The 26151-nt window shown below is 71.1% G+C and carries 21 protein-coding genes; 7 read left to right on the top strand and 14 right to left on the bottom strand.

Annotated features, from left to right (window positions below; all coding sequences use genetic code 11):
* Positions 1–3: 3 nt before the first annotated feature.
* Complete coding sequence (locus OG407_RS40910) at positions 4–849, bottom strand: ABC transporter permease (protein WP_405865258.1); 846 nt, start codon at positions 847–849, stop codon at positions 4–6.
* Positions 846–1781, bottom strand: a complete 936-nt coding sequence (locus tag OG407_RS40905) for an ABC transporter ATP-binding protein (protein ID WP_405865256.1) — start codon at positions 1779–1781, stop codon at positions 846–848. The genes OG407_RS40910 and OG407_RS40905 overlap by 4 nt, the downstream gene beginning before the upstream one ends.
* A gap of 337 nt (positions 1782–2118) precedes the next feature.
* Between OG407_RS40905 and OG407_RS40900 the strand changes: the two genes are divergently transcribed.
* Complete coding sequence (locus OG407_RS40900; protein WP_329348661.1) at positions 2119–3198, top strand: glycosyl hydrolase 53 family protein; 1080 nt, start codon at positions 2119–2121, stop codon at positions 3196–3198.
* A 78-nt stretch (positions 3199–3276) separates the two neighbouring features.
* On the opposite strand, the gene OG407_RS40895 is transcribed toward OG407_RS40900, so the two are convergent.
* The gene (locus tag OG407_RS40895) at positions 3277–4290 is read right to left on the bottom strand and encodes a glycoside hydrolase family 26 protein (protein ID WP_405865254.1); all 1014 of its coding nucleotides are present in this window, start codon (positions 4288–4290) and stop codon (positions 3277–3279) included.
* A 1049-nt stretch (positions 4291–5339) separates the two neighbouring features.
* On the opposite strand from OG407_RS40895, the gene OG407_RS40890 reads away from it, so the two are divergent.
* Positions 5340–6041, top strand: coding sequence for an alpha/beta fold hydrolase (locus tag OG407_RS40890; protein WP_405865252.1), 702 nt, complete (start codon positions 5340–5342; stop codon positions 6039–6041).
* Between the two features lie 93 nt (positions 6042–6134).
* Positions 6135–7127: a phosphotriesterase gene (locus tag OG407_RS40885; RefSeq protein ID WP_405865250.1), complete on the top strand. Its 993-nt coding sequence runs from the start codon at positions 6135–6137 to the stop codon at positions 7125–7127.
* A gap of 7 nt (positions 7128–7134) precedes the next feature.
* Here OG407_RS40885 and OG407_RS40880 read toward each other — a convergent pair whose 3' ends face one another.
* A complete protein-coding gene (locus tag OG407_RS40880) occupies positions 7135–8064 on the bottom strand; it encodes an AraC family transcriptional regulator (protein WP_405865248.1) in 930 nt (309 codons plus the stop codon).
* Positions 8065–8223: 159 nt separating this feature from the next.
* Between OG407_RS40880 and OG407_RS40875 the strand changes: the two genes are divergently transcribed.
* Together OG407_RS40875 and OG407_RS40870 are read left to right on the top strand one after the other, a co-directional pair.
* Positions 8224–9540 (top strand): amidohydrolase family protein, encoded by a 1317-nt coding sequence (locus OG407_RS40875; protein ID WP_405865246.1) that lies wholly within the window; start codon positions 8224–8226, stop codon positions 9538–9540.
* Between the two features lie 83 nt (positions 9541–9623).
* Entirely contained in the window at positions 9624–12422 is a 2799-nt protein-coding gene (locus tag OG407_RS40870; protein ID WP_405865244.1) for an ATP-binding protein, read from the top strand.
* Positions 12423–12432: 10 nt separating this feature from the next.
* Here OG407_RS40870 and OG407_RS40865 read toward each other — a convergent pair whose 3' ends face one another.
* The 7 genes from OG407_RS40865 to OG407_RS40835 all read right to left on the bottom strand — a co-directional run bounded on the left by OG407_RS40865 (position 12433) and on the right by OG407_RS40835 (position 19817).
* Complete coding sequence (locus tag OG407_RS40865; RefSeq protein ID WP_405865242.1) at positions 12433–13284, bottom strand: GNAT family N-acetyltransferase; 852 nt, start codon at positions 13282–13284, stop codon at positions 12433–12435.
* 113 nt (positions 13285–13397) lie between these two features.
* The gene (locus tag OG407_RS40860; RefSeq protein ID WP_405865240.1) at positions 13398–14087 is read right to left on the bottom strand and encodes an alpha/beta fold hydrolase; all 690 of its coding nucleotides are present in this window, start codon (positions 14085–14087) and stop codon (positions 13398–13400) included.
* An 84-nt stretch (positions 14088–14171) separates the two neighbouring features.
* A complete protein-coding gene (locus OG407_RS40855) occupies positions 14172–15074 on the bottom strand; it encodes an alpha/beta fold hydrolase (protein ID WP_405865238.1) in 903 nt (300 codons plus the stop codon).
* An 85-nt stretch (positions 15075–15159) separates the two neighbouring features.
* The gene (locus OG407_RS40850) at positions 15160–16128 is read right to left on the bottom strand and encodes an RNA polymerase sigma factor (protein ID WP_405865236.1); all 969 of its coding nucleotides are present in this window, start codon (positions 16126–16128) and stop codon (positions 15160–15162) included.
* Between the two features lie 245 nt (positions 16129–16373).
* Positions 16374–17756, bottom strand: coding sequence for an MATE family efflux transporter (locus OG407_RS40845; RefSeq protein WP_405865234.1), 1383 nt, complete (start codon positions 17754–17756; stop codon positions 16374–16376).
* A gap of 50 nt (positions 17757–17806) precedes the next feature.
* Positions 17807–18787: a dipeptidase gene (locus OG407_RS40840; protein ID WP_405865232.1), complete on the bottom strand. Its 981-nt coding sequence runs from the start codon at positions 18785–18787 to the stop codon at positions 17807–17809.
* Between the two features lie 25 nt (positions 18788–18812).
* Positions 18813–19817: a LacI family DNA-binding transcriptional regulator gene (locus OG407_RS40835; RefSeq protein ID WP_405865230.1), complete on the bottom strand. Its 1005-nt coding sequence runs from the start codon at positions 19815–19817 to the stop codon at positions 18813–18815.
* Between the two features lie 137 nt (positions 19818–19954).
* Here OG407_RS40835 and OG407_RS40830 point away from each other — a divergent pair, with 137 nt between their 5' ends.
* Together OG407_RS40830 and OG407_RS40825 are read left to right on the top strand one after the other, a co-directional pair.
* The gene (locus tag OG407_RS40830; protein WP_405865228.1) at positions 19955–21109 is read left to right on the top strand and encodes a Gfo/Idh/MocA family protein; all 1155 of its coding nucleotides are present in this window, start codon (positions 19955–19957) and stop codon (positions 21107–21109) included.
* Between the two features lie 142 nt (positions 21110–21251).
* Complete coding sequence (locus OG407_RS40825; protein WP_405865226.1) at positions 21252–23573, top strand: LuxR C-terminal-related transcriptional regulator; 2322 nt, start codon at positions 21252–21254, stop codon at positions 23571–23573.
* 270 nt (positions 23574–23843) lie between these two features.
* Here OG407_RS40825 and OG407_RS40820 read toward each other — a convergent pair whose 3' ends face one another.
* Genes OG407_RS40820 through OG407_RS40810 form a run of 3 tightly spaced genes read right to left on the bottom strand, consistent with a single transcriptional unit; the run spans position 23844 to position 25990 of the window.
* A complete protein-coding gene (locus OG407_RS40820; RefSeq protein WP_405865224.1) occupies positions 23844–24767 on the bottom strand; it encodes a trypsin-like serine peptidase in 924 nt (307 codons plus the stop codon).
* 58 nt (positions 24768–24825) lie between these two features.
* The gene (locus OG407_RS40815; RefSeq protein ID WP_405865222.1) at positions 24826–25239 is read right to left on the bottom strand and encodes a hypothetical protein; all 414 of its coding nucleotides are present in this window, start codon (positions 25237–25239) and stop codon (positions 24826–24828) included.
* 46 nt (positions 25240–25285) lie between these two features.
* Entirely contained in the window at positions 25286–25990 is a 705-nt protein-coding gene (locus OG407_RS40810; RefSeq protein ID WP_405865220.1) for a DUF4232 domain-containing protein, read from the bottom strand.
* Positions 25991–26151 lie beyond the last annotated feature (161 nt).

Raw genomic sequence — 26151 nt, 5'->3', positions numbered from 1 at the left:
ACCTCAGGCGTCGGTCCGCAGCAGCCGGTACGCGGCCCCGGCCAGCGCGAGGGCCGTCCAGCCCAGGAAGACCAGGAGTCCGGCGGTGGGCGACAGGGACGTCGAGTCGTGGGTCAGGGCGAACATCGACCCGCCCGCGTTGCTCGGCAGATAGGGGCTGATGTCGTCCTGCCAGGAGCTGGGCAGCAGCGAGATCAGGCCCGGGACCAGCATGAACGTGGCGACGAGGACCGAGATGCCCCCGGCGACCGAGCGCAGCAGCGCGCCCAGCGCGGTACCGATCACGCCGACGAGGCCGAGGTAGAGACCGGCGCCGAGCAGGCTCCGTACGACTCCGGAGTGGGAGAAGGTGAGAGCGGCCGGGGTGCCGGAGACGATGCCGCTCACGATCGGGAACGCGACGAACACCCCGACGAGGGAGATCCCGAACGCGACCACGCCGAACACGAGGGCCTTCGACCACAGCACCGGCAGGCGGCGCGGTACGGCGGCCAGGGTGGAGCGGATCATGCCGGTCGAGTACTCGCCGGCGGTGACCAGGACGCCCAGCACACCGAGCGCGAGCTGTGCGAAGTTCGTACCGAAGAGGGAGATGTCGAGCGCGGTGGAGTTCGCGTCGTCGGACCTCAAGTGCCCTGATCCGTAGGAGGACTTGTAGTGCGCGGCGGCGATCAGGCCGAACGCGATCAGGAACAGCAGGCCCAGGCCCAGGGTGATCCAGGTGGAGCGCAGGGACCACAACTTGGCCCACTCGGAGCGCAGCACGCGACGCCCGGTGACCTTGTACGGCGGACGGGCCGGTTTCACCGGTGCGGGTGCGGCGCTGTCGGTCGCGGTGATGGTGCTCACGCGGCCCTCCCGGAGGTCTCGACGGTGGTGGAGCCGTGGTACTCGACGGCGTCCCGGGTCAGGTCCATGAACGCCTGCTCCAACGACACTGTCCGCGCGCTGAGTTCGAAGAGCGGGATGCCGTGCTCGGCGGCCCTGATGCCGATGGCCCGCGCGGTCAGCCCGGTGACGTGCAGTTCCTCGGAACCGACCTCGCCGCTGATCTCGACGCCGGGACCGGCGAGGACCTCGCGCAGCCGGGCCGGCTGTTCGGAGGCCACGGTGACGGTGTCGCCGCCCGCGTGCCGGACCAGGTCCTGCACGGTGGTGTCGGCCAGCAGCCGCCCCCGCCCGACGACGATCAAGTGGTCGGCGACCAGCGCCATTTCACTCATCAGGTGCGAGGAGACGAAGACGGTTCGGCCGTCCGCGGCGAGCCCGGTCAGCAGGTTGCGGATCCACAACACGCCTTCCGGATCAAGGCCGTTGACGGGTTCGTCGAGCATGACGGTCGCCGGGTCGCCGAGCAACGCGGCGGCGATGCCGAGCCGTTGGCCCATGCCGAGGGAGAAAGCCCCGGCCCGCTTCTTCGCCACGCTCTGCAGTCCGGTCATCTCGATGACCTCGTCGACCCGGCGGCGCGGGATGCCGTGCGTGTGGGCCTGCGCCATCAGGTGATCGAAGGCGGAGCGGCCCGGGTGGATCGACTTGGCCTCAAGGAGCGCGCCGACCTCCTGGAGCGGTGCGCTGTGTTCGGCGTAGGGCTTGCCGTTGACCGTGACGGTGCCGCTGGTGGGCGCGTCCAGGCCGACGATCATGCGCATCGTGGTCGATTTTCCCGCGCCGTTGGGGCCCAGGAAGCCGGTGACGGTGCCGGGCCGGACGACGAAGTCCAGCCGGTCGACCGCCGTCTTCTCCCCGTACCGCTTCGTCAGTTGGTGTGCCTCGATCATCGGTTTCCCTCGCGCTCACGTGCCACCGCCCCCACTGGGCCTTCCCGCCGGCAACGCTAGGAGGGTGGGGGGCTCGAAACCGTCGTACCGGGGGGTCATTGAGGGCGCGGGCGTAGTACCCCGGTACCACTGCGCGCACACGGTTGTGTACGTTCCCACCTCGTTCACGCGATCGTGACGCCCACCAACTGCGGGAAATACAACCGACACACATATTTACAGCGCCTGTCACCTCTCCTACTGTGAACGTTCTCAGACACACCCGCATGCGCATGTCAGTCGACCCAAGGAGGTCGGGATCCACGTGAGAAGCCCGGGCCGCATAGTCAAAGCCGCCTTGCTCCTGGCCGCAGTCGCCCTGCCGGCGGCGATGCTCACCCCCACGGACGCCGCCGCGGCGAACTCGCTCACCATGCTCGGCGCCGACGTCTCGTCCGCGCAGCGCGCGATCGACCTCGGCGCCAAGTACTACGACTCCAGCGGGACCGCCAAGGACCCGCTCGACATTCTCAAGGGCGCCGGCGTCAACTACGTCCGCCTGCGGATCTGGAACAACCCCGCCAGCGGCTACAACAACAAGGCGAAGGTGCTGGCGTACGCGAAGCAGGTCAAGGCCAAGGGCCTCAAGCTGCTGATCGACTTCCACTACTCGGACACCTGGGCCGACCCGGGCAAGCAGTACAAGCCGGCGGCCTGGTCGAGCCACGGCATCAGCGCGCTGCAGACCGACGTCTACAACTACACCTACGACGTCTGCAACAGCCTCAAGTCCCAGGGCACCACCCCGGACAGCGTGCAGATCGGCAACGAGATCAACGTCGGCATGCTGTGGGACGACGGCAAGGTCGTCAACAACAGCTTCACCAACCTCGGGCTGCTGCTGAAGTCGGGCTACAACGCGACCAAGGCGTGCAACAGTTCCACCCAGGTGATCATCCACACCGCCGACGCGGACAGCGACTCCAACGCCCGCTGGTTCTACGACGGCATCAAGGCGCAGGGCGTCAACTGGGACATCACCGGGCTGAGTTACTACTGCATGTGGCACGGCACGCTGGCCAACATGGGCAGCGTCGTCTCGGACATGAAGTCGCGCTACGGCAAGGACGTCATCATCGCGGAGACGGCCTACCCGTTCACCTCGTCCGACGCGGACAGTACGGCGAACTCGGTGACGTCGGGGTGCTCCGGCTATCCACTCACCTGGGCGGGCCAGGGTGCGGAGTTCACGGCGGTACAGAACACCGCCCGGAGCGCTGGAGCGATCGGCGTCTTCTACTGGGAACCGACCTGGTACGCGGTCACCGGCAACGGCTGGGACCCCGCCGACATCGCGAACAGCGGGGACGGCTGGGACAACATGGCGATCTTCAACTGGACCGGCCAGGTGAATCCGAACGTGAAGTGGACGCCGTAGGACGGTAGTTCAGGACGCAGGGTCTGAGGTGGGGGGGACGGAGAACGGCGGGTGCCGTTCTCCGTCCCCCCACCTCCCTCATGACTGACTGTCCGTCAAGGAGCGGTATACGGCTGAGGACTTGGGGTTGTCGTGGCAGCGCCAGACGCCGTGCGGGCAGTAGTCGCTGATGGTCTGGTAGAGCGGGCGCTGGCCGGCCATCCAGGTGAGCATGCCGCGCATGTAGGTGGGGTTGTCGCCGTTGTCGAACAGTCCCCACTCGGGGTAGGCGATGGGCTTGTGGTGGGCGCGGGCGAAGTCGACCTGCGCCAACAGCCCGTAAGGCTCGGTCAGTTGCTGGGAGAAGGGCAGACCGCGGGGGGCGTCGTACGCGTCCATGCCGATGACGTCCACGTAGTCGTCGCCCGGGTAGCAGTCGGTCCACGGGATCGCGTCGCGGCCGCGGTTGGGCGTGAAGTCGAACCGGAAGTGCTGCCCCGGGACGGACCGCATCGCGGTGACGATGCGCGTCCAGTACCGCTTCCAGGACGCGGGGTCGGGCGCGCAGCGGTGGGTGTAGGTGGTGCCGTTCATCTCCCAGCCGAGGACGATCTCGGTGTCGGGGGCGCCGAGTTGGACGAGACGCTCGGCGAGGATGCGGAAGTGGTCGTCGTAACGTCCGTCCGCTCCGTCTCTCAGCTCGGTACTGACCACGCTGTCGGGGAGGTGGTCCTCGTTGCGGTCCAGCATCGGCACGTTGAGGACGAGGAGGCGGTCCTGCTCCTTGCGCCGCCAATCGGCCCACACGGCAAGGTCGTTGGAGGCGCCCTCGATGTCGCTCCAGTTCTCCCCGGGCAGATACGCATGCCCGACCCGGGGCTCGGGCCGTCCCAGCCAGGCCCCGAACTCCGCGACCCGGCGCACGGCGTCGGCACCGTATCCGACGTAGGCGCCGTAGGCCGTGGGCGGGCCGGATGCCCGCGTCGGGGCGGCTTGCGTGGGCGGGGGCGGGGATTCGGCACCGGGTACGCAGGCGGGCCCGGCCAGCAGGAGGAACGCGAGGGCGACGGTGAACAGGGCCGGCGGGGTGCGGCGCGTCCCGTGCGGGGGCACGGCTCTCCTTCGTCGGGGGCTGTGGGGGCTGCGAGTTCGGGGGGCTGAGGCGGGTTCGAAGGGTGCGGGGGTGCGGGGGTGCGGGGGTGCGGGGGGGCGGGGGGGCGGGGGTGCGGGGGGGGCGGGGGTGCGGGGGGGCGGCGGGTTAGGGGGAATGAGGCGGGTTTGGGGGTGCGAGGGCCGACGCCCGAGCAACGTATCAGCGGGGGGCGGAAGATGATGACGTAGCGCGTTATAGGGGACATCAACGCCAGACGAAGCGGAGAATGCCGCCGCCGGCGATGCCCCGGTCGAACTCCTGCGGATGGCGAGCGAGGCTGGGAGCGTGGTGGGGGTCTTGCAGGCGGGGACGCGGGACTGGGTCGGCTCGGCTCGGCTCCACTTCGCGCGGCACGGGAGTGGGGCGCCCTGCCCCTTCGACCTGCTGCGGATGGCGAGTCGGGCGGCAGTTGGACCGGCGCAGTGGCGCAGCGCGGGACCGGTCCGACTCACCCCAGTCCGGCACGGGACCGGTCCAACTCACCCCAGTCCGGCACGGGACCGGTCCAACTCACCCCAGTCCGGCGCGAGGCCCGCTCGGCTGGGCTTGGCCGAGATGGCGCCGGATCCGCTCAGTCCGGCTTGGTTCAGTGGCGCGGGGCCAGGTCCACTCGGCCTAGCCCGGCGTGAGACCTGCTCAGGATCATCCCGGCACGACACAACTCGACGGGGCCATCCGCAAGTTGGCTTGCGAACAACCCGCAGGGCTTCGCCGACCGGCCGGAGCCGAGCCACGAACCCGGGTAGGGCTGGGCAGTGCTGGACCAGTCGGTGCGGGCCCGGAACCCCGAAACCTGTTCCACTCGCGCTCGGCGCGCACCCAGGCGGAAGGACGCAGCGCTTCCTCAACTGCCCGGCGCGGAATCACGAATCCGAACATGCACGAACCCGGACCGCACCGCCCCGGACCTCCAGCAACCGTCCCCCTCATTCCCGGCGCGCGCCCACGCGAAAGGACTGCGCGCCGACGCGAAAGACGGCAACCGTGTGCCCTTGGAAGAGTCGGGTCCATGGATACGGAACTGGTGAAGAACGTCGTACTCGTGCACGGCGGATTCGTGGACGGCTCCGGTTGGCGGGAGGTGCACCGGCTGCTGACGGACGACGGGTTCCGGGTGAGCGTCGTGCAGAATCCGACCCTGTCCCTCGCGGGTGATGTCGCGGTGACCGAGCGGGTGTTGGACGCGCTGGACGGGCCCGCGATCCTGGTCGGGCACTCCTACGGCGGGGCCGTCATCACCGAAGCCGGGAACCACGAACGGGTCGCCGGGCTCGTATACATCGCGGCGTTCGCGCCCGACAAGGGCGAGTCCGTCAACACGTTGATCGCCGACCCGGAGCCCGGCGCGCCGGTGCCGCCGATCCTGCCGCCGGTCGACGGGTTCCTGTTCCTCGACCGGGAGAAGTTCGGCGCGTCCTTCGCGGCCGATCTCCCCCTGGCCGAGGCGGAGTTCATGGCCGACTCGCAGGTGCCGTGGGGGCTCGACGCGCTCGGCGGCGCGATCGGCGAACCGGCCTGGCGGCACAAACCGAGCTGGTACCTGGTGGCGACCGACGACCGGATGATCCCGCCTCCCGCGCAGCGGGCCATGGCCCGGCGGGCCGGCAGCACGGTCACCGGCACCGACGCCGGCCACTCCGTGTACGTGTCCCGGCCGGACGCCGTGGCCGACCTCATCAGGCAGGCCGCGGCCGACTCCACCGACGACTGACACCCCCTGCACCTCCAGCCCCCCACCCCACAACTCCCCTCCCCTGCCCGCCCGTTCAAAAGCCACGCGCCGGGCACGCACCGAAGGATCACCATGACAACCCCTCAAGCCCCCGAATCCCCCCAACTCCAAACCATCCGCGGCGCCATCCCCGTAACCGCCCTCGGCACCGTCCTGATGCACGAACACGTCTTCGTCGTCAGCGAAGAACTCCGGCAGAGCCTCCCCGAGACCTGGGACGAACAGGAACGCATCGCCGACGCCGTCTCCCGGCTCAAGGCCCTCGCCGCGACCGGTGTCTCCACGCTGGTCGACCCGACCGTCATCGGGCTCGGCCGCAATGTCGCCCGCGTCGCCCTGGTGAACGAGCAAGTGGACCTCAACATCGTTGCGGCGACCGGGATTTACACCCTCGCCGACATCCCCGACTTCTACCGGTACCACGGTCCGGGCACGCTACTCGGCGGGCCCGAGGGCATGACCGAGCTGTTCGTCCGGGAGCTCACCGAGGGCATCGCGGACACCGGCATCCGGGCCGCGTTCCTGAAGTGCGCGATCGAGAACGAACTCACCCCGGGTGTCGAGCGGGTGATGCGTGCGGTGGGCCAGGCCCATCTGCGTACCGGCGCTCCGATCACCGTGCACACAAGTGCCGCCGCCCGTACGGGACTTGTCGCGCAGGACATCCTGCGCAGTGAGGGCGTGGACCTCGGGGCCGTCGTCATCGGGCACAGCGGTGACACCGCCGACCTCGACTATCTGCACCAGCTCATCGACAACGGCTCGTACGTCGGCATGGACCGCTTCGGTCTCGACGTCCTGCTGCCCGAGGACCAGCGGGTGGCGACCGTCGCGGCCCTCGCGCGCGAGGGGTTCGCCGAGCGGATGGTCCTGTCGCACGACGCGTCCTGCCACATCGACTGGTTCCCGCCGGGCGTACGGGAGCAGATCGCGCCGAACTGGCACCACACCCATCTCCACGACCAGGTGCTCCCGGTCCTGCGCGCCGCTGGGGTCACCGAGGAGCAGCTCACCACCATGCTCGTCGACAACCCGCGGCGGTACTTCACCCCGGCCAACTCCTAGGCCCGTCCTAGCTGTTGCGCCTCGCTTCGCGCGGAGTCAGCCCGAACTCCGCCCGGAACGCCGTGGCGAACGAGGCGTGGCTGCCGAAGCCGCTCGCGTGGGCGATCTCCGCGATCGAGTACGTCGTCCAACTCGCGCTCGCCAGACGGGTTCTGGCGACGTTCAGCCGTTCGCGGCGGATCAGGTCGCGGGAGGTGGTGCCCGCGGCCTGGAGCACCTGCTGGACGTAGCGCGCGGACCAGCCGAGCGCCCGCGCGATGCCGACGACGTCGAGGTCACGGTCGCAGGCGTGCTCCCGGACGTAGCGCCGGATCGCGGCCTCGACGCTCGCCCGCTGTCCGGTGGGTGCCGAGTCGACGCCGCCCTCCGCGGCGAGGCACACCAGGTCGAGGAGCCGGTCGCAGGCGATGTCGAAGGTCGTCTCGGAGAGGTGCTCGCGCTCCTCGTGCAGGGTGGTCGTCAACTGCCGTATGACACGGCCGAGTCCACGGTCACCGCCGAGGAGATGCGGCCCGCCGGCGGCGAGCGCGCTGCGCGCCGAGAGGTGCTGGCCCGACACGATCAGGGAGATGCTGCGGAGGTCGGCGCCGTGCGCGAACGTCAGCGGCCGGTCGATGTCGCACAGCGCCATGACGCCGGGCCCGATCTCGCCGGCGGCCGCGCCCTGTTCGACCCAGGCCGACCCGGAGAGGGGGACGAGGAGTTCGTACGTACCGCGGGGATCGGTGCGGATGTGCCGGTTGTCCCGGTCCACGACTTCCTCGCCGCCGGAGCACAGGGCGAGACTGTAGGTCTTCGACCGCTGCCACTCCAGCTGCCCGGTCCACGGTGCGCGGCGGTCCGGCACCCTGATCCGGCTCGCACCGTGCAGCCCGGTGAAGACCTCGTCCCAGGCACTCGCGGAGGAGACGGTCAGAGCTTGGCTCCAGGAAGACACACCTCATCCTATCCACCCGAAACCGGCGATGCTCATGGCAGCGGAACGCCCCGTTTCCCCACGTCTGTGATCGAGTTCACGCCCTCGGGATCGAACTTTTGGATCGGTCCCGCATCTTGTTCTCGTTGACAGCACTCCCTCCGGAAGCGAGCTCCCCCCATGTCCGTGCCCCGTCGCTTTCTCGCCCCCGTGGTCCTCCCGGCCGACCCTTCCTGCTCCGTCCTGCGCGACGCCGTGGTCGATGTCGACGCGGACGGCCGCATCACCCACTGCGGTCCGGCGGCCACCGCTCCCCCGCTCCCGGCCGGCGTCCCCCTCACCTCGCTGTCCGGCATCCTCGCTCCCGGCCTGGTCAACACCCATGCGCACTCCCCGATGACCCTCCTGCGGGGACTCGGCGGCGACCTCCCGCTGGCGTCCTGGCTCCAGGACGCCGTCTGGCCCGCCGAGGCCCGCATGCGCCCCCGCGACGCCCACGCGGGCATGCTGCTCGGCTGCGTCGAGATGCTGCGCTACGGCGTGACGACCAGCGCCGAGATGTACGCGCACGCCGAGCAGGTGGCCGACGCGGCGCTGGAGGCCGGGAGCCGGGTCCTGATCGCGCCCGCCTACTTCGACCGGCCCGGCGACGACTGGCACACCGACCTCGCGGCCATCGGCAAGTGGATCGACACGGACGGTCTGCGCTTCGGGCCCGGTGAGCGGGTCGAGCTCTGCTACGGCCCGCACTCCGCCTACACCCTGCCGCCCGAGGCACTGCGCGCCACGGCGGAGGAGGCGGCACAGCGCGGCGCCCTGGTGCACATCCATGTCGCGGAGACCCTCGCCGAGGACGTGGCCCAGCGGGAGTTGCACGGTTCGGTGCCTCAACTGCTCCAGGAGACCGGGCTGTTGGACGGGCGGCTGCTCGCGGCCCACGCCGTGCATCTCTCCGCCGACGACATCCGGCTGCTCGCCGCATCGGGTGCCGGTGTCGCGCACTGCCCGGGCTCGAACGCCAAACTCGCCTCCGGCATCGCCGACTTGCACGCTCTGCGCGCCGCGTCCGTCCCCGTCGGCCTGGGCACCGACGGGCCTGCGAGCAACGACGACCTCGACCTGTGGGAGGAGGCCCGCCTCGCGATGATGTTCTGCCGGCTCGCCACGGCCGACGCCATGGCCCTGACCGCCGCGGACGCCTTCCTCATGGCGACCTCGGCCGGCGCCGCGGCCCTGGGCCGGACCGACATCGGTGCCCTGCGCCCGGGAAACTGGGCGGACCTGATCCACCTCTCCGTGGACGGACCCCACTTCGCCGCGGGCCTCGACGTCGAGGACGGCCGGCTGCTCGCCAACCTCTTGTGGGCGGCGGGTTCCCGCGCGGTCCAGGATGTCTGGGTCGCGGGTGAGCCCGTCGTCGTGGACGGTGAGACGGTCACGGTGGACCGTGTCGCCGCCCAGCACGCCGCCGCGGAGGCGGCCGCACGCATCGCCTGAGCCGGCCTCAGGCGCGTTTGGACCGTTCCTGTTCCCGCTCGACCGCTCGACCGCTCGACCGCTCGACCCCTACGGGAGGCGTCATGGCATCGGCATCCCTCACCCCGCCGGCCCTCATCGGACGATCGGCCGAACTGGCCTTCCTCGACGGGCACTTCGACACCGCCCGGGCGCGGGGAGTCACGCTGATGCTGACCGGGGAGGCCGGGGTGGGCAAGACCGCGCTGCTGGAGGCCGCGGCGCCGCGCGCGTCGGGGGCGGGCTTCCGGGTGCTGCGGATCTCCGGCTGCCCGTTCCAACGGGGCGTCAGTTTCTCGGCGTTGAACCAGCTGCTGCAACCGCTGGCCGAGGAGATTCCCGCGCTGCCCGCACGGCAGGCGGAGACCCTCCAGGCGGTCCGCGGGCTGTCCGACGAGCAGCCGACCGAACTGCTCGCCATCGCCAACGCCGTGCACGCCCTGCTGGAACGGTCCACCGCCGAGTCCGGTCCGCTCGCGCTGATCGTCGACGACGTGGCGTGGGTGGACCGGCCCAGCGCCACGGTCCTGGGCACCCTCGCCCGCGCCCTGCGCACCGGACCCATCGCCCTGCTGGGCGCGTCCCGGACCGGCGACGAGTCCTTCCTCAGTAACATCGGGATACCCGAGTACGAGGTCCGGCCGCTGGACGACGTCTCGGCGAACGAGCTGGTGGCCGAGCGGTTCCCCGCGATGACGCCCAGAGTCAGGCGGCGGCTGGTCGCGGAGGCCCGGGGCAACCCTCTCGCCCTGCTCGAACTGCCCGTCCCCCTGAACGACTCGCAGCAGCGGGAGCGGGGCACCCTGCCCGCCGTACTGCCGTTGACCGAGCGGCTCAAGGGCATCTTCTCCACCCGGGTCGCCGCGCTCCCGGCCGCGACCCGGAAGCTGCTGCTGCTCGCCGTGCTGGACGGTTCGGGTGAACTGCGCATCCTCCAGCGGGCGTCGGGCGGACCGGACGGTCTCGCCGGGCTGTCCCCCGCCGAGCGCGCCGGACTCGTCCAGGTCGACGGCGTCACCGGCAGACTGGAGTTCCGGCACCCGCTGACCCGTTCCGCGGTGCTGGATCTGTCGACCAGCGAGGAACGCCGGTGGGCCCAACTGGCCCTCGCCGCCGAGCTTCCCGAGGGTTCCGAGCACCGGGCCCGGCACCTCGCCGACGCGGCCGTCGGCCCCGACGACCAAGTGGCCGCCCTACTGCACGAGGTGGCGTACCGCATCCTGCGCCGCGGTGACGCGGTCGGCGCCATCACCACCCTGCTGCGCGCCTCGGAGTTGAGCGCCACCGGCACGGACAAGGCCCGTCGGCTGGCGGAGGCGGCCTGCCTCGGCGCCAACATCACCGGCGATCTCCGCAACGTGCGCGCACTGCTGGACAACGCCGACCACGCCGACCCGTCCGGCACCGACTCGCTGGCCGCCGCCACCGCGGCGGCCAGTCAACTCCTCAACGGCGAGGGCGATGTGGACACCGCCCACCGGCTGCTCATCCGCGCTATCGAGGCCCATACGTGGCCCGACGAGACGGAGACGGTCGAGGACATCTTCCGCGAGGCCCTCAACACCCTCCTCATGGTGTGCTTCTACGGCGGCCGACCGGAACTGTGGCAATCCTTCGAGGACGTCGTGAAGCGACGGCGTCCGCCCACGTCGCGCCGCCTGCTGCCGTTGATCCTGGGCACCTTCGGCGATCCGGCGCACGGCGCGCCGCCCTTCCTCGACCGGCTCGACCACCTCATCGCCGGCCTGCGCCAACAGACCGATCCTGTAAGGGTCTTGAGCCTCGCGCTCTCCGCCTCCTACATCGACCGCCTGCCGAGTTGCCGCAGCGCGCTGCGCCGGGTCATCGACGACGGCCGCGACGGCGGGGCCGTGGCCCTGGCGATCCAGGCACAGTTCCTGCTGGCCAACGACGCCTACGCGGGCGGCCAGTGGGACGACCTGCTGGAGATCACCGCGGAGGGTCTCGCCTGGTGCGCGACGTACGACTACCGGCTGACGGCCTCAACAGGCCACTTCCAGCGGGGACTTGTGGCCGCCGCGCGCGGCGACGGCGCCGCCGCCCGCGAGATCGCGGACCGGCTCGTATCCTGGGGCAACCCGCGCGGACTGGGCGCGCTGCGGGTCTACGCCGCGCACATCCGGGCCCTGTCGGCGCTCGGCGGCGCGGACTTCGACACCGCCCACCGCCTGCTGCGGGCCCTCGTCACACCGGGCGAGGTACCGCGGTTCATGCCGCACGCGCTGTGGCTCCTGCTGGACTTCACCGAGGCCGCCGTGCACACCGACCACCACGAGGAGGCTGCCGCGCACATCGCGGCGGTCCGCAAGACCGACATCCCTTCGATCTCACCCCGGTTGGCCATGCTGACGGACGCCGCCGAGGCGATGGCGGACCCGGACGTCATCGACCACGACCGGTTCGAGGCGGCCATCGCCACGCCCGGTGCCGAACGCTGGCCGTTCGACTGGGCGCGGATCTGCCTGGCCTACGGCGAGCGACTGCGCCGCGCCAAGGCGGGCGGCGCGGCCCGGATCCATCTGGACGCGGCGCTCGGCACGTTCGAGCGGCTCGGCGCCACCCCGTGGAGTGCGCGGGCTGCCAACGAGCTGCGGGCGAGCGGGATTCCCGTCAAGCCGCTGAAGCCCGTCGAGTCCGAGGGCCGGGACCGGTACGCGCTGCTGACCCCGCAGGAGCGGGTGGCGGCCCAACTCGCTGCCACCGGGCTGACGAACAAGCAGATCGCCGCGCAGCTCTTCCTGTCGCCGCGTACGGTGGCGGCCCATCTCCGCAGCGTCTTCCGGAAGTTGAACGTCACCTCACGGGGCGGCCTGCGCGACGCGTTGACCGGCCCCATGCCGTGACGCCTCCCACTCAGCTCGCCTCAGGCTCCAACTGCCAGCTCCAGTTGGGGCGTTCGTAGGCCACCTCGAAGCCGAGGCGGAGCATGTTGTGCAGGGAACTGTTGTGGGTGCCGGGCTGCTCGGCGCCGGTCTCGGCGACAAGGACGCGGCACCCCAACTCCCGTGCCGCGCGCGCCCGTGCGGCAAGCAGAGCGGTCTGTCCGCCACGCCCCCGCGCGTGGGGCAGTACGGCGCCGGCGAACATCTGCGCCGTGTCACCGCGGACGAGCATGGTGCCGGTGCCGACCAACTCCCCCTCCAGCCAGGCCCCGTAGGGGTGCCAGCCCGGCCGGGACACGGTCGCGGCGCCCATCTCGGCGTAGTGCTCGACCGGTGTCCCGAAGGCCCGCATCATCACCGTGCCCCATTTCAGGGCGTGTTGGGCCTCCAGCGGGGTGACGCTGATGCCGTCGGGCAGCACGTCCAGGGCGTCGGCGCGGGCCACGGCCTCCTCAGTAGTGCCGACGAGCTTCGCCCAGGACGAGCCCTGGACGATGCCTTCCCGCTCGCAGATCTCCGGCCAGTCCTCGGGCAGGAAGGCGGGCGCTATCTGGAAGACGGCCTGCGGGGTGCCCGCCGCGCGGTAGAAGTCGCAGACCTCTCGGACGAGTTGGGCCGTGACGGGGGCGGTGACACCGAAGCCGAGGGCCTTGCTCCAGAAGCGGGTGATGTCGTCGCGCATCGACAGCACCACACCGCCGCCGATCCTGGCGGCGGTCATGCCCAGCGCGGTACGGACGGGCTCGGGGGTCTCCGTCTGGAATCGGTAGAGGGCCTCCGCCTCGGACTGCTCGGCGACGGACGGCTGGACGACGGTCGTCATGGATCTGTTTCCCTCTCGGGTTCGCTCGGCTTCCCTCGGGAAGTCACGCGGACAGCCCGCCTGTGAACAGGCGGGCTGAAGCGGGGAGTTGACAGGTGGTCAGGGAGGGGACATCAGGCCTGGTGAGCCGCCGCCTGCTTGATCAGGTCCGCCACCGCGGCGGGCTGGGAGACGTAGATGGCGTGGCTCCCGTCGGCCTCGGCCACGGTGGCGCCGGCGCGCTCGGCCATCTGGTGCTGGACCGGCGGCGGGATCATGCGGTCCTCGGTCGTGACGAGGTACCAGCTCGGCTTGGTCCGCCAGGCCGGCTCGGTGATCGTTCCGCCCACCGCGTCCAGGCCCCACGGAACCTGTGCGTCGGCCAGGAACGCGGCGTCCTCGGCCGGCAGGTCGCCCGCGAAGGACGCGGCGAACTTGTCACGGTCCAAGAAGAGGAAGCCGTCGACCGGCGGCAGGATCGGGGGCACGGGCGCGCCGGGTGCCGGGTCGGCGACCAGCGAGCCGACCGACTCGTCCTTGTCCGGCGCGAAGGCCGCGATGTAGACGAGCCCGGCGACGGCGTCGTGGCGCCCGGCCTCGGTGATCACGGCGCCGCCGTAGGAGTGGCCGACGAGGACCGCCGGACCGTCCAGCGCGTCGAGGGCGCGGTGGGTGACCGCGACGTCGCCTTCGAGGGACAGGGTCGGGTTCTGCACGACGCTGACGTGGAAGCCGTCCTGGGTGAGCAGGCGGTACACGTTCTGCCAGCCGGAACCGTCGACGAATCCGCCGTGTACGAGAACGATGTTCTTGACGGCACTCATGCCGTTGCTCCTTGGTTGTGTCGGAAACCCTCCGGACGCCTCCACGCTAGAGCGGACCGTCCGGCCGGGCTTCGACCAAATGACCTAGTTGGCGGCGGGAGCCTCGACGAACGCGGTCACGGCCTTCGCGAAGGCCTCCGGTTCCTCCAGGTGACCGAAGTGCCCGCTGTCCTCGAAGATCACCAGCTCCGAACCCGGGATGAGCTCGTGCAGCTCCTCCGCCCAGCGCACCCCGCAGATGACGTCGTGGTGGCCGACGAGGACGAGGGCGGGCACGGTGAGCGAGCGGAGGTCGGCGCGGTCGTCGATGACGTCCGGGGTGAGGTCGTCGTCAAGGCCGGAGATGTACGTGGCCGTCACGCCGGCCCGCGCGGGGCCGAACTCGTCCTCCCGGCCCCAGAAGTCGGCGAAGTACGCGGGGAAGATCCCCCGGGCCACGGCGGTCATCTGGGCGTCGTCGGAGATGGTGGGGATGCTCTGGAACGCTCCAACGACCTCGGGGAGCCCCGGGTTCTCGGCGTGCCGGGCGGCGAACTCCTGCACCAGGCGCATCGCCTCGGCGCCGTGCTCGGGACCGGTCACCGGGGCGCTGTCGTAGAGGATCACGCCGGCGATGCGCTCGGGGTGGTGCAGGGCGTGGTACTGGGCGACGAAACCGCCGTGCGAGTGCCCGAGGAGGTGTACCTCGGGGACGCCGAGGTACTCGATCAGCGCCGCGAGGAAGCGGCTGTAACGGGCCCGGGTGTAGCCGTGCGGGTGGGACGGCAGCCGGCCGGAGGCGCCGGTGCCGACGGGCTCCGGGTAGACGACCGTGAGGTGCTCCTCCAGCGCGGGCATCCGCAGGTACTCCCAGAAGATGCCCGGCCCGCCGGAGTGCGCGATGCAGACCGGTCCACTGCCGTGCACGTGGTAGCTCTGCGTGACCCCGTCGATCTCGACGGTGTGGGTCCCGTTCGCGAGCGGGTCGGTCGTGGGGGTGGTGCTCATGGGATCTCCCTGTTCGGCATACGGCGATGACACGGACAGGACGCGGGAGAAAGACCGAAGTTCGAAATGGACGATGTGATGCCGGTCACACTACGAGGGCCCGCGGAACGGGCACCGGCCGAGGATGCACGAGACGCAGCCGGTGCACCCGCCCGGCACGGTCCAGACTCATGAGCCAGGCCACGGCGGGCGGGCAGTGGTCGGGGTCGTCGTCGGGATTGGTGATGTCCATCTCCCAGACGACGAGCGACCGCCCGGCCACGGCGTGCGCGAGATGCTGCCGTACGCCCGCCTCCAGATCGCACTCCATCCCGCGCACCAACAGGCTTCTGCCGCCCACCGGTTGATTCCCCTGGACCAGCGCGGCCTCGGGCGACCAGCGCTCGGTGAGCAGTTTCCCGAAGTGCCCGCTCTCGGCCGCGTGCAGTGTCTCGCGCGCCTCGATCCGGCTGGCGCGGGTCCGCCGCCCGACGTCTCCGTGCGGGGCGTCGGCCGTGGCGGCGAGGGCCAGCGCGAGCTTGGCCCGCCCCTGACTGAGCCGACTTCGGACCGTTCCAACGGGCACCCCACATGCCTCGGCGATCTGCTCGTACGACGTGACCCCGACACTGAAATGCCGCAGCACGAGCGGCAACCGCAGCGCGGGGGTCAGTTCCTCGATGGCCTCCCAGATCCAGTCCCGCAGGGCGTGCCGCTCCAGCCACCGCTCAGGACCGGATTCCGCGACGGACACATGCAGATCGTCGAGCGGCCGGAAATCGACGGCTCCCCGCAGCAACGAACGGGCATGATTCCGCACGATCATCCGCAACCAGGGCCCTACGGCCTCCGGGTCCCGCACATCCCCCACGCGCCGGAGCGCGGTCAGCGCCGCGTCCTGCACCACGTCGTCGACATCGGGCCCCGGCCCCAGCACACTCACCGCGACGGCACGCATCCCGGCCCGGTGCCGCTCCAGCAACAGCCCCAGGGAGGCCACATCCCCGGCCTGCGCGGCCAGGGTGAGCGCCGCGTCCTCGATGCGCGTGATCTCACCCGGGTTCCGGCTGCTCATGCTGCCCCTCTTCCGGCGCCACCGTCGTCCGTACGACCGTAATGGGCGCGTGCCATGACGTCACATCGCGCGGACGCCCGCCGGGGTCGACGTCGCACCAGGTGCCCGTTGCCGACACCCGGGTCCCGCACACCGCCGATACGCTTCGGATCAAGGATGTTCAGCGACTGTTCAACGACTTGGACCGGTCCCTACGACCGCTGCGGGCACGCCCAGTTGACGACCAGAAGGGCCTCGGCAGCCGTTCAACGCCCCCGACCGGACTCTTGAGCCGCGCCCGCGCCGGTGTTGCCGTCCCGCACGCCCACCGGAAGCGGCGTACCGACGATCCGCGCACTGCGTCGCCGGAAGGAGACGAACTTGGTCACGGCCTGGAGGAGGTTCGCGCAGGCCAGCGCGGTCCACAGGCCGGCCAGTCCCGCCGCGTCGGCGACCGGTACCGCGAGGGCCGCGAGCACCCCGAACCACACCGCCGTGGACACCAGGCTCGGCACGGTGCGCTTGAGCCCGACGAGCCCGAAGCCCGCCACCGCCTGCAGGGCATCGGTGACGACCACCGCGAGCACCAGCGGCAACAGCCGTACGACCTGGTCCGCCAGCCCCTGGTCCCTGGTGAACAGGCCGATCACCGGGTCCCGCAGCACGACCAGGACGGCCCCGAGGACGACGACCGCGCACAGGGCGACCCCGATCCCGGCGTCCACACTGCGCCGGATGCGGGCGAGGTCGCGTTCCTCGGCGTACCCGGCGATCAACGGCACCGTGGCCTGCCCGACCGCCACGGCGGCGGTGAAGACGACGTTCACCAGGGACTCGGAGACGCTGTGCACGGCAGCGCTGTCGGTGCCGATCCGGGCGGCGGCGAAGGTCAGCACGCCGAGCACGGAGAACTTCACCAGCACGGTCGCGCCGAGCGGCACCCCGACCCGGGCCAGCCGCAATACCTCGCGCGGATCGGGTCTGCCGGGCCGGACGGGCCGCCCGGCGAGCACGGTCCGCCGACGCAGCGCGTACTGATTGAGCCAGGCCCCGACCGCGCTGGAGCCGAGCATGGCCACCCCGGCCCCCGCCAGCCCGAAGCTCGGCAGCGATCCCGGCCCCCCGACCAGCACCACCGACAACGCCACGGACACCCCGGTCCCCACGAGCCCGGACCGCATCACCTGCGCCGACCGCCCGAGTGCGACCAGCACGGACGAGGCCGAGGAGTTGACGGCGATCAACAACACGCTCCCCGCCAACATCCGGGGAAACAGCCCCAGTTGATCGAGCACGGCCCCCGGCACCCCGAACAACCCGCCGAGCAACGGCACCGCGCACACGGCCGCCGCACACATCCCACCCACGACGAACGCCAGCCACATCCCGCTCCGCACCACCGGCAACAGCCCCTCGGGATCATCCCGATGCAGCGCGACGAACGGCATGACCCCGCGCAACGCCCCCGCCACGGTGGCGGTGGCCGGACTGAACACGGCGATCGTCACGGCGAACGCGGCCAGCGAGACGGTGGCGTGCCGCCCCAACAACGCGGTGTCGACGAGCGACCCGGCGGACGCGGCGAGGGTGCTCACATACAGCGGCGCGGCGGCCCTGGCGATGGTCATGAAGGTGGTGCGTTCACTCACGCCCACCCATCCTGCCAGTCAACTGACCTGTACCGCACGCGAGTTGCCCGCTACCGCCACACCGCCTCGGCGACCCGACGGAAGTTGCCGCCGAGGATCGCGGCGACGGCGTCGTCGGGGTACCCCCGGGCGAGCAGCGCGCCCTCGACGGTCAACAGGCCCTCCGGGGGCATGAAGTCGATCGGGCCCCAGCGGGTGTAGCAGTCGGGGAAGAGCTCCGGGCTCTGTTCGAGCATCGCGTTCAAGTCCCCTTCGTCGAACGGGTAGTCGGTGGACACACCAACGTGTTCCGGCCCGACGAGGTCGACGGCGTGGTCGATGTGGCGTACGAGGGCGTCGACGGAGGCGTCGTTGGGACCGAGGAAGATGCCGACTCCGGTGATGCCGACGACCCCGCCCGTCGCCGCGCACTCCCTGGCCTGCTCGTCGGTGATGTTGCGCGGGTGGTCCCACACCGCGCGCATGCACGAGTGGCTGTAGACGACGGGCAGTTGGGAGACCTCGCACAGGTCGAGGCCGGTACGGGCACCGCAGTGCGAGCCGTCCGCGACCATGCCGACGGCGTTCAACTCCCGTACCAGCGCCCGGCCGTAGGCCGTGAGCCCCTCGTCGACCTCGTCGAGGCAACCGCCGCCGGCCGCGTTGCGGGTGTTGTAGCTCGGCAGCATCGTGCGGACGCCGAGGTCGTAGAAGTGGCGTACCCGGTCCAACTCCCCTTCCAGGGGCCCGGAGTCCTCCAGGTCGAAGGCGACCGCCACCTCCCCCGCGCGCCCGGCGGCGTCGATGTCGTCGACGTTCGCGGCCGGCCGCAGCCGGTCGTCGGCGGCGATCCGTTCCCGCCAGCTCGCGATCAGCCCGGTGACGTCGTCGGCGCTGTGGGGCGCGTAGCCCACGTTGACCGAGACGAAGCTGCCACCGGGCCTGCTGTACCGGGCCAGTTCGCCGACGTCGGCGTTCTTCTCCAGGGCCAGGCAGCAGTGTTGTTCCCAGAGCAGGGGCGGGCGGCGCGCTGCCGCGGATTCGTTCGGCACCGTACGGATCATGCCCGCACCGGAGTTACTCCGTCCAGGGCGGTCCCGTACTCCCCCGCACCTCGATCCGCGGCTCCGACAGTACCGTCTCCTCCGCCCGCCTCGGATCCCTCATCCGGTGGACGAGAAGCTGCGCGGCGCGGCGGCCGATGTCGTGGCTGCCGTTGTCGACGGTGGTGAGCCAGAGGTGTCGTAGGCGCGCGAGATACGTGTTGTCGTAACCGACGAGGGACAGGTCCCGAGGCACCTGGAGGCCCAACTCCTCGGCCGCCGAGAGCGCGCCGACGCACGCGATGTCGTTGAAGGCGAAGACGGCCGTGGGGCGGTGCGGGGCGGTGAGCAGGCGGACCATCGCGCGGTAGCCGCCCTCTTCCGTGTGGTCGCCCTGTTCGACCGTCGCGAGGTCGGTCAGGCCGTGGGCCTGCATGACCGCGTCGAAGGAGGTGCGGCGGAGTTCGCCGGCGACGCCCTGGCCGGCGATGTGGGCGATGCGGCGGTGGCCCAGGTCGATGAGGTGTTCGGTGGCCAGGACGGCGCCGTACGAGTCGTCGCCGGCCACGACGTCGACGTGGGGCAGGACCGGCTCGACGGCGCCCGCGACCACCGTGGGGATGTGGGTCGCGGCGGCGAGGAGTTCGTCGGAGCCGGGGAGGGTGCCCACCACGATCAGGCCGTCGACGCGGAGTTCCGTGAAGATGCGGGTGAGGTCCTCGCCGAGGTGGCGGTTGAGGCGGCCGTCGGCCAGCATCATGTGCAGGCCGTTCTCGTGCAGGCGGGAGCCCAGGCCGTCGAGGAGTTCCACGAACCAGGGGTTGCGCAGGTCGTTCAGCAGGACGCCGACCGAGCGGGTGCGGCGTTCGCTGAGGCTGCGGGCGGCGGCGTTCGGGCGGTAGCCGAGTTCCTCCACGGCGGCCAGCACGGCCTGTCGTTTCTCCGGTCGGACCTGCTCGGAGCCGCGCAGCACCAGGGAGACCAGGGATTTCGACACACCGGCCCGCTCGGCGACATCACGGATGGTCGGAGCGCTCATGGCTGGACCGTTCCATGCGGTCGCGCCCCCTGTCAAAGGCGCGGACACTCGGTGTTGACAGCCAGGTATTGACATCAGGACGAACGGGTTCCACTGTGACGTGGACAGTTTATGGACCGGTCCAAAGAAGGGCAGTCATGGTGACCTCTCTCGGTGTCGCCGTCGTGGGCTTCGGCTGGATGGGGCGGGTGCACACACAGGCGTACGCCCGTGTCCCGCACCACTTTCCGCAGCTGACCGTGCGGCCGCAGCTCGTGACGGTCGCCGAGGAGGTGCCCGGGCGGGCCGAGCAGGCCGCCGAGCAGTTCGGCTTCGCCTCCACCACCCGCGACTGGCGCGAGGTGGTCGACGACCCGCGCGTGCGGGCGGTGAGCATCACCGCGCCGAACTTCCTGCACCGCGAGATCGGCGTCGCGATGGCGGAGGCGGGCAAGCACATCTGGATCGAGAAGCCGGTGGGCCTGTCGACGGCGGACGCCTCCGCCGTGGCCGACGCCGTCACCAAGTCCGGCGTCCAGGGCGCGGTCGGCTTCAACTACCGCAACGCACCTGCCGTGGAGGCCGCCCGCGACCTGATCGCGTCCGGCGAGCTGGGCACGGTCACGCACATCCGCGTCCGCCTCTTCAGCGACTACGCGGCCCACCCGGACGGCGCCCTGACCTGGCGCTACGAGCTGGAGCGCGGCGGCCACGGCGTCCTGGGCGACCTCGCCTCGCACGGCGCGGACCTGGCCCGGTACCTGCTCGGCGACATCACGTCCCTGGCCGCCGACACCGCGATCTTCCTGCCGCAGCGCTCCCGCCCCACGGGCGCGACCGCGGGCCACGCCCTGGCCACCGGCGGCGAGTTGGGCCCGGTCGAGAACGAGGACTACGTCAACTGCCTGCTGCGGTTCGCATCCGGCGCCCGGGGTGTCCTGGAGGCCTGCCGGGTCTCGGTCGGCGAGCAGAACAACTACGGCTTCGAGGTGCACGGCACCAAGGGCGCGGTGTTCTGGGACTTCCGCCGGATGAACGAGCTGGCGGTCAGCCGCGGCACGACCTACCAGGACCAGCCCGTCACCACGGTGTATGTCGGCCCGGGCGACGGCGAGTTCGGCGCGTTCCAGCCGGGCGCGGCGAACGCGATGGGCTACGACGACCTCAAGGTGATCGAGGCGTACCGCTTCCTGCGCTCCGTCGCCGAGGGCACCCCGTACGGCGCGACGCTCCCGGATGCCGTACGCAGCGCGGCAGTTGTGGACGCCATGGTGCGTTCTGCCGAGACTGGCACCTGGGTGAGCCCGGCGTGAACGGCGCGCGCGTCGCCTGATCGGCGCGCCGCCGGGCGCCCGCGCGATCTCGCGCCCACCCGCCGGACTCGACTACCGTTCACGCTCGGGAGTCACTCGCCTACGCTGTGGTGACCGGTTGGCGGACGGGTATGGGGGCGGCATGGGATACGGCTTCGGACAGCGGCGGGGCGGTCAACTCCCGGTGGAGTTGACCAGCTTCGTCGGACGCACCGAGGAACTCGGGATGCTGCACACCGAGTTGGCACGGTCGCGGCTGGTCACGCTGGTCGGTCCGGGCGGGGTCGGCAAGAGCCGTACGGCACTGCGGGCGGCCCGCGCGGCCGGGGACCGGTTCGCCGACGGGGTGCGGCTGGTGGAGCTGTCGGCGCTGCACGACCCGGAGTTGGTGCCGCCGACGCTCGCGGGCGTCCTGGAACTGCCCGAGCAGTCCGGCATGACCCCGTTGGACGCCATCGTGGAACACCTGCGCGGGCGGCGGATGTTGATCATCCTCGACACCTGCGAGCACTTGGTCGACGCGTGCGCGATGCTCTGCGACATCCTGCTGCGCGAGGCCCCCGGGCTGAGCGTCCTCGCCACCAGTCGGCAGCCGCTCGACGTGCCCGGTGAGCGCTGTCTGCCGATCGCCCCGCTGGCCCGCGCCGACGCCGTCGACCTGTTCGCGCAGCGCGCCGCGGCCGTCACCGGCGGCCCCGCCCTCGACGGCGCCGACCGGGAGCACACCCTCGCCCTCGTCGACCGCCTCGACGGCATCCCCCTCGCCCTCGAACTCGCGGCCGTCCGCCTGCGGGCCGTCCCCCTCGCGGAACTCGTCGCCCGCCTGGACCGCCACTGCGAGGTCCTGACCGGCGGCCGCCGCACGGCGCTCACCCGCCACCAGACCCTGCGCGCCGCCATCGACTGGTCCTACGACCTGTGCACACCCCAGGAACAACTCCTGTGGGCGCGGCTGTCGGTGTTCGCCGGTTCCTTCGAACTGTCCGCCGCCGAGCGGGTGTGCGCGGGCGACGACCCTGGTGGAACGGTCCAACTCGACGGCGGGCAGGTCGTCGAGGCGCTGATCGGGCTCGTCGACAAGTCGGTCGTCCAGCGCATCGGCGAGGACGGCGGCCGCTACCGGCTCCTGGACACCATCCGCGAGTACGGCACCGCTCGCCTGGCCGGCACCGACGACGCCGAGGCCGTACGACAACGGCACTTCGCCCACTACGACGAACTCGTCGGCCGTTTTTGGAACGGTCTGATGGGCCGGGGCCAGGTCCAACTGCACCACGCCGTACGGGCGGAGATCGCCGACGTCCGGGCGGCCCTGAAGTACGGCTGCGCCACCGAGGGACGGGCGACGGACGCGCTGTGGCTGGCGACGCGGCTCGGGGCGTACTGGCGGGCGGCGGGCACGCTGTCGGAGGGCCGGTACTGGATCGACAAGGGGCTCGGCCTCGTCCCGGAGGACTCCGCGACGCGGGCCTGGGGGCTGTTCATGACCGGGGTGTTCGGGATCTGGACGGCCGACCTGGAGACGGCGTTGGACCGGTTCCCGCAGGCCCTCGACGTGGCGCGGCGCGTCGGCGAGAGCCGCGTGGAACTGTTCAGCGAGGGCTACTTGAGCGCCCTGACCGTGCTCGGCGGGGCCGTGGAAGAAGGGGCGGCGGCGCTCGAAACGGTCCGTCGGCGGATGATCGCGGCGGACGACGCGCTGGGCATCGGCGTCGTCCACTATGAAGGCGCCCTGTTGTACGCCGCGTTGGGCTACACGGACCGTGCGCTGGAGTGGTGCGAGACGGGCCTGACGTATCTGGAGGGCCGCGGCGAGCGCCAGTTGTACGGCTCCACGCTCACCGTCCAGGGCATCATCCTGTGGCTCGTCGGCCGGCCCGAGGAGAGCGCGACGGCGTTGCGCCGGGGCCTGGAAGCGGCGAGCGAGATCGGCGAGGTGCTGGTCGCGGCGCTCGCGTCCCTGGGCCTCGCCTGGCACGCGGCCGGGCAGAAGCGGTACGTCCGGGCCTGCTGGCTGATGGGCTACGCGGAGCACGCGCGACGGCTGGGCGGCGACCCGGTCGGCATGCTGCCCCGGCTGCTGGAGGAACAGGAGTCCCAACAGCGGTCGGTACGCACCGCGTTGGGCGCCGAACCGTACGAGCGCTGGCGGGAGGCGGGCGCCCGGATGTCGGGCCGCGAACTCCTGGACGCCGTACGCACGGACGCGGACGAACCGCCCGGCATCCCTACGGCCCGCCCCGCGACGCCGGACACCCGCCCCGCCGATCCCCTCACCCGCCGCGAACGCGAGGTCGCCGCGCTCGTCACCCAGGGCCTGTCCAACCGGGAGATCGCCGAACGGCTCGTCATCTCCAAACGCACCGTGGACGCCCATGTCGAGCACATCCTCGCCAAGTTGGGCATCACCTCGCGTACCGAGATCCTGGCCGCGGCACAGCCCGAGGGCACCAAATCGGCATAGGTACGAGGTACTTACGTACCCCTTCCGAGACCCCCGCCGACGACTACGTGCACCGATATCCCCACCGATATCCCGGAGTTCACACCCCCCGCACCCGCCCGGCACCCCAAGCTGGAACTACCGCCAGGGGAACGGGAAGTGTCGGGGCCGGCAGTGTTGGTCAACCCCACGGCTGTCATGGCAAGGCATCCGGCACCGCACCTCCCCTGGCGGTATTCGCGTAGGGCTGCCCCTGTCGGCGGGGGCAGCCCTCCTCAACGGGCCCTGAGATCAGCCGCGTTCGGCCCGCCCGTACATCGTCTTGGCCGTGGCGCCCAGGATCTCGCCGTACATCTTGGTCGGCGTGAAGCCGTCCAGCGAACTGTTGACCGAGACGAGGGTGCCCTGCCCGGTGGTCTCGTTGAGGTCGGCCAGCCACGGGCCGCCGCTGGACCCGCCGGTCATGTCGCAGGGGACCACCTGCTGGCCGTTCTCCTTCTTCTCCGTGCCCACACAGCGCAGGAGTTCCTCGCCGAGCTGCGGGTGGGTGGCGGGGTAGCCGAAGGACGAGATCTTCCCGCCGACGGCCCGGTTGAACGCGATCGGCGTCCCGCCCACGACGTCCGTGAGCCTACGACCGCTCTTGTCGGCGTCGACGACCATCGCGGCCACGTCGTTCGTCCCCTCCTCCGCGAAGGCACGCGGCGTCAGGACGGTACGCACCGCGAAGGCGCCGTACGGCTGCTTGCCCTTGCTGTAGGCCGGTACGAACACCATCGACATGTTGGTGTTGACGGGCGAGGCGGACCGCCGGACACAGTGCCCCGCGGTCATCACCACCGACCGGTTGGCGCTCTTCACGGCGGTGGCCGTGCACCAGGTGTCGGCCCCCGCGGCGTTGACCATGAACATCCGCCCCACGGTCTTCAGCTGTGGACCGGTCCACGTCTTGGTCTTCGGCCCGGTCGGCCCGAGGTCAACCGACTTTCCTACGGCCTTGATCCGGGCCGGGGTCCAGTAGGCGAGGGCGTCCTTGCGTTCCTGGGCGGTGAACGAGAAGGAGGACACCGGGTCGGGGGCAGCGGCGGCGCGGCCGACGCCGGAGACGGCCGTGGCCGAGACGGGAACGGCGAGCGCGAGAGCCGTACCGGCCACGGTCAGCGCCGTGGCACGACGGCGGAGAACTCGGCTCCCGGGAAGGGGGCTGTCGAACATGGGGGATGTCTCCTCGACTGGTTCAAGTGGTTCCAGAAGCTGATGCGGCCCGGGTCGGCTACGCGCAGTCCAAGAGAGGTAAATCCGCCGATCCGGGTTGCGTCGTCGGGTTGGATCCCGGTTGCGTCGTCGGGTCGGCGGCCGTCTCGCGGAGGAAGGCGAGGAACTCCCCCACCGTGCAGCTCCAGAGCCGGCGTTCCACCAACGCCGTGTGCCGGCGGGCGAGTTCGTGATCGTCGCCGTAGACGAACCTGACGACGAGCGGGCCCTCCCACTCGCGGATCTCGATACCGCTCGGCTGCACCTCGTCCGCCGAGTGCAGGCCCACGGCGATACCGATGATCTCCCAGACCAGCACGCCCGCTCTCCTGAACGCGCCGTCGGACGAGGTGTGCCACACCACCTCGAAGTACTCGTGCGCGGGCGCCCCGGGATCGGGCCGCCGGTTCACGTTGTTCGATGTACTGGACACACCTACGTCCTCTCTGTGCGGCAGGGAACTTCGCGGCACGGGCTGCCTAGTTGAGGGCGTCCGAGGGGTTGGTCAGCCAGTAGGTGGTGGTCAGCGAGCTGTCGATGTACACGCCCTTGCTGGGCAGCGCTACCTTGACGCCCGAGCCCACGAAGTCGAGCGCGCGGTTCTGGAAGATCACCGAGAGCGTCTTCGCGGTGTAGCCGCCGGAGCCGCTGCCGTCGGCGGCGGAGAGGAGGACGCCCGCGTAGCCCGACTGTCCGGGGCGGAGCGTGGTGACCGACTGCGGCTGCGTGTCCTCGTCGACCGGGGGCACGGCCTGGGCGTCCGTGAACCGCAGGGCCGGGTAGCCGTACAGGTAGCAGGTCTTGGAGCCGGTGTTCTTGACCGTCAGCAGCAGGTGGTTCAGCGGACGCGACACGGTCTGCGCGGTGACCTTGGTGTTGGCGCCGGTGCAGGTGACGATGCTGGAGGTCGCTCCCTTGGCCCCGGTGGACCCCTTGGCGGTGGTGCTGCCGCTGCCCGACTTCGAGGTCACGGACGCGTCCGTACCGGAGGCGGCGGCCCGGGTGTCCCCCGCGTCCGTCTTGGGCGTCGCGGTCGAGGAGATGCCGTTGTCGGCGGCGACGGTCGGCGTGTTCTCGGCCGCCGAGTCCCGGTCGGTGCCGCAGGCGGTCAGCGCCAGCGAGGCGGCCGCGACGAGGGTCGCGGTGAGGAGTGCCGTACGGCGGCGGAAGATGGCGTCGGACATGATCGGGTTCCCCCTGAGTGCGGTGCTGGAAGGCGAGCCACCGGGTTCGTGGTGGGTCTCGCTGCGAACAACCGCAGCTTGCGCGGCGATCCGTCCCAGCCGCCAGAACAGTCGGGGGAAACGGGAAGCTGGAACGCTCACACAGGGTCTGACCTGCTGGA

The organism is Streptomyces sp. NBC_01515 (genome assembly GCF_045040345.1).
Lineage (GTDB): Bacteria > Actinomycetota > Actinomycetes > Streptomycetales > Streptomycetaceae > Streptomyces.
Note: the sequence above shows the minus strand (reverse complement) of the source record. Positions and strands in the feature narration are given on the sequence as shown.

Coding starts and splice junctions, on each gene's coding strand:
- OG407_RS40820 (WP_405865224.1), bottom strand. CDS start 24,767: ATGTTCGACAGCCCCCTTCCCGGGAGCCGAGTTCTCCGCCGTCGTGCC.
- OG407_RS40890 (WP_405865252.1), top strand. CDS start 5,340: ATGGATACGGAACTGGTGAAGAACGTCGTACTCGTGCACGGCGGATTC.
- OG407_RS40905 (WP_405865256.1), bottom strand. CDS start 1,781: ATGATCGAGGCACACCAACTGACGAAGCGGTACGGGGAGAAGACGGCG.
- OG407_RS40830 (WP_405865228.1), top strand. CDS start 19,955: ATGGTGACCTCTCTCGGTGTCGCCGTCGTGGGCTTCGGCTGGATGGGG.
- OG407_RS40885 (WP_405865250.1), top strand. CDS start 6,135: ATGACAACCCCTCAAGCCCCCGAATCCCCCCAACTCCAAACCATCCGC.
- OG407_RS40810 (WP_405865220.1), bottom strand. CDS start 25,990: ATGTCCGACGCCATCTTCCGCCGCCGTACGGCACTCCTCACCGCGACC.
- OG407_RS40875 (WP_405865246.1), top strand. CDS start 8,224: ATGTCCGTGCCCCGTCGCTTTCTCGCCCCCGTGGTCCTCCCGGCCGAC.
- OG407_RS40855 (WP_405865238.1), bottom strand. CDS start 15,074: ATGAGCACCACCCCCACGACCGACCCGCTCGCGAACGGGACCCACACC.
- OG407_RS40865 (WP_405865242.1), bottom strand. CDS start 13,284: ATGACGACCGTCGTCCAGCCGTCCGTCGCCGAGCAGTCCGAGGCGGAG.
- OG407_RS40860 (WP_405865240.1), bottom strand. CDS start 14,087: ATGAGTGCCGTCAAGAACATCGTTCTCGTACACGGCGGATTCGTCGAC.
- OG407_RS40835 (WP_405865230.1), bottom strand. CDS start 19,817: ATGAGCGCTCCGACCATCCGTGATGTCGCCGAGCGGGCCGGTGTGTCG.
- OG407_RS40870 (WP_405865244.1), top strand. CDS start 9,624: ATGGCATCGGCATCCCTCACCCCGCCGGCCCTCATCGGACGATCGGCC.
- OG407_RS40850 (WP_405865236.1), bottom strand. CDS start 16,128: ATGAGCAGCCGGAACCCGGGTGAGATCACGCGCATCGAGGACGCGGCG.
- OG407_RS40825 (WP_405865226.1), top strand. CDS start 21,252: ATGGGATACGGCTTCGGACAGCGGCGGGGCGGTCAACTCCCGGTGGAG.